Source organism: Cupriavidus plantarum, from assembly GCF_905397285.1.
GTDB lineage: Bacteria > Pseudomonadota > Gammaproteobacteria > Burkholderiales > Burkholderiaceae > Cupriavidus > Cupriavidus plantarum.
Map to the genome: position 1 here is coordinate 1 of NZ_CAJPUX010000021.1, position 3,110 is coordinate 3,110.

Genomic DNA, 3,110 nt, shown 5'->3' on the forward strand with positions numbered 1-3,110 from the left:
CGTGTCGAAGAGACACACTCGTTATAGGGTCAAGCGAACAAGTGCATGTGGTGGATGCCTTGGCGATCACAGGCGATGAAGGACGCGGTAGCCTGCGAAAAGCTTCGGGGAGCTGGCAAACAAGCTTTGATCCGGAGATGTCCGAATGGGGAAACCCGGCCCGAATGGGTCATCCCTTGCTGAATACATAGGCAAGGGAAGCGAACGCGGCGAACTGAAACATCTAAGTAGCTGCAGGAACAGAAATCAACCGAGATTCCCAAAGTAGTGGCGAACGAAATGGGAAGAGCCTTGTACTCTTTAGCAGTGGTGTTAGCAGAACGGGATGGAAAGCCCGGCCATAGCAGGTGATAGCCCTGTATGCGAAAACACGATTGTGGAACTAGGTGTACGACAAGTAGGGCGGGACACGTGAAATCCTGTCTGAAGATGGGGGGACCATCCTCCAAGGCTAAATACTCGTGATCGACCGATAGTGAACCAGTACCGTGAGGGAAAGGCGAAAAGAACCCCGGGAGGGGAGTGAAATAGATCCTGAAACCGCATGCATACAAACAGTCGGAGCCTGGAAACGGGTGACGGCGTACCTTTTGTATAATGGGTCAGCGACTTACATTCAGTGGCAAGCTTAACCGATTAGGGAAGGCGTAGCGAAAGCGAGTCCGAACAGGGCGTTGAGTCGCTGGGTGTAGACCCGAAACCAGATGATCTATCCATGGCCAGGTTGAAGGTGCGGTAACACGTACTGGAGGACCGAACCCACTAATGTTGAAAAATTAGGGGATGAGCTGTGGATAGGGGTGAAAGGCTAAACAAATCTGGAAATAGCTGGTTCTCTCCGAAAACTATTTAGGTAGTGCCTCGTGTCTCACCTTCGGGGGTAGAGCACTGTCATGGTTGGGGGGTCTATTGCTGATTACCCCGCCATAGCAAACTCCGAATACCGAAGAGTGCAATCACGGGAGACAGACATCGGGTGCTAACGTCCGGTGTCAAGAGGGAAACAACCCAGACCGCCAGCTAAGGTCCCCAAGATTGGCTAAGTGGGAAACGAAGTGGGAAGGCTAAAACAGTCAGGAGGTTGGCTTAGAAGCAGCCACCCTTTAAAGAAAGCGTAATAGCTCACTGATCGAGTCGTCCTGCGCGGAAGATGTAACGGGGCTAAGCCAGTCACCGAAGCTGCGGACGCGCGTAAGCGCGTGGTAGGAGAGCGTTCTGTAAGCCTGTGAAGGTGTCTTGTAAAGGATGCTGGAGGTATCAGAAGTGCGAATGCTGACATGAGTAGCGATAAAGGGGGTGAAAGGCCCCCTCGCCGTAAGCCCAAGGTTTCCTACGCAACGTTCATCGGCGTAGGGTGAGTCGGCCCCTAAGGCGAGGCAGAGATGCGTAGCTGATGGGAAGCAGGTTAATATTCCTGCACCGTCGTATGATGCGATGGGGGGACGGATCGCGGAAGGTTGTCCGGGTGTTGGAAGTCCCGGTCCCTGCATTGGAGAAGGCGCTCAGGCAAATCCGGGCGCGGAATTCAAGGATGTGGGGCGAGCGGCTTTATGCTGCGAAGCAATCGGAAGTGGTTCCAAGAAAAGCCTCTAAGCTTCAGTCATACGAGACCGTACCGCAAACCGACACAGGTGGGCGAGATGAGTATTCTAAGGCGCTTGAGAGAACTCGGGAGAAGGAACTCGGCAAATTGGTACCGTAACTTCGGGATAAGGTACGCCCTGGTAGCTTGACTGGCCTGCGCCAGAAGGGTGAAGGGGTTGCAATAAAATGGTGGCTGCGACTGTTTAATAAAAACACAGCACTCTGCAAACACGAAAGTGGACGTATAGGGTGTGACGCCTGCCCGGTGCCGGAAGATTAAATGATGGGGTGCAAGCTCTTGATTGAAGTCCCGGTAAACGGCGGCCGTAACTATAACGGTCCTAAGGTAGCGAAATTCCTTGTCGGGTAAGTTCCGACCTGCACGAATGGCGTAACGATGGCCACACTGTCTCCTCCCGAGACTCAGCGAAGTTGAAGTGTTTGTGATGATGCAATCTCCCCGCGGCTAGACGGAAAGACCCCATGAACCTTTACTGTAGCTTTGCATTGGACTTTGAACCGATCTGTGTAGGATAGGTGGGAGGCTTTGAAGCGTGGACGCTAGTTCACGTGGAGCCGTCCTTGAAATACCACCCTGGTTTGTTTGAGGTTCTAACCTTGGCCCGTGAATCCGGGTCGGGGACAGTGCATGGTAGGCAGTTTGACTGGGGCGGTCTCCTCCCAAAGTGTAACGGAGGAGTTCGAAGGTACGCTTGGTACGGTCGGACATCGTACCTAAAGTGCAATGGCAAAAGCGTGCTTAACTGCGAGACCGACAAGTCGAGCAGGTGCGAAAGCAGGACATAGTGATCCGGTGGTTCTGAATGGAAGGGCCATCGCTCAACGGATAAAAGGTACTCTGGGGATAACAGGCTGATACCGCCCAAGAGTTCATATCGACGGCGGTGTTTGGCACCTCGATGTCGGCTCATCTCATCCTGGGGCTGTAGCCGGTCCCAAGGGTATGGCTGTTCGCCATTTAAAGAGGTACGTGAGCTGGGTTTAAAACGTCGTGAGACAGTTTGGTCCCTATCTGCCGTGGGCGTTGGAATCTTGACGGGGGCTGCTCCTAGTACGAGAGGACCGGAGTGGACGTACCGCTGGTGTACCTGTTGTCTCGCCAGAGGCATCGCAGGGTAGCTATGTACGGAAGAGATAACCGCTGAAAGCATCTAAGCGGGAAACTCGCCTGAAGATGAGGATTCCCTGGAGGCTTGACCTCCTTGAAGGGTCGTTCGAGACCAGGACGTTGATAGGCTGGGTGTGGAAGCGCAGTAATGCGTTAAGCTAACCAGTACTAATTGCCCGTAAGGCTTGATCCTATAACCAGTGTGTCTTGCCTGGTGATAGCGTTCCGCCAATGTGCCAGTGAACAAGCACAACCCAATCTTTACTACACCCAGATTCGTCATGCTGACCTCCTCAGCGTGACAACCCCTTATGCCTGGTGACCATAGCGAGTTGGAACCACCCCTTCCCATCCCGAACAGGACCGTGAAACAACTCCGCGCCGATGATAGTGCGGA

At 53.5% G+C, this 3,110-nt stretch carries 2 rRNA genes; both read left to right on the forward strand.

The features are described 5' to 3' along the window. Positions 1-27: 27 nt before the first annotated feature. Positions 28-2,906 (forward strand): 23S ribosomal RNA (locus KHP16_RS28170). A 121-nt stretch (positions 2,907-3,027) separates the two neighbouring features. Continuing rightward, positions 3,028-3,110 (forward strand): 5S ribosomal RNA (gene rrf / locus KHP16_RS28175); the annotation flags it as partial.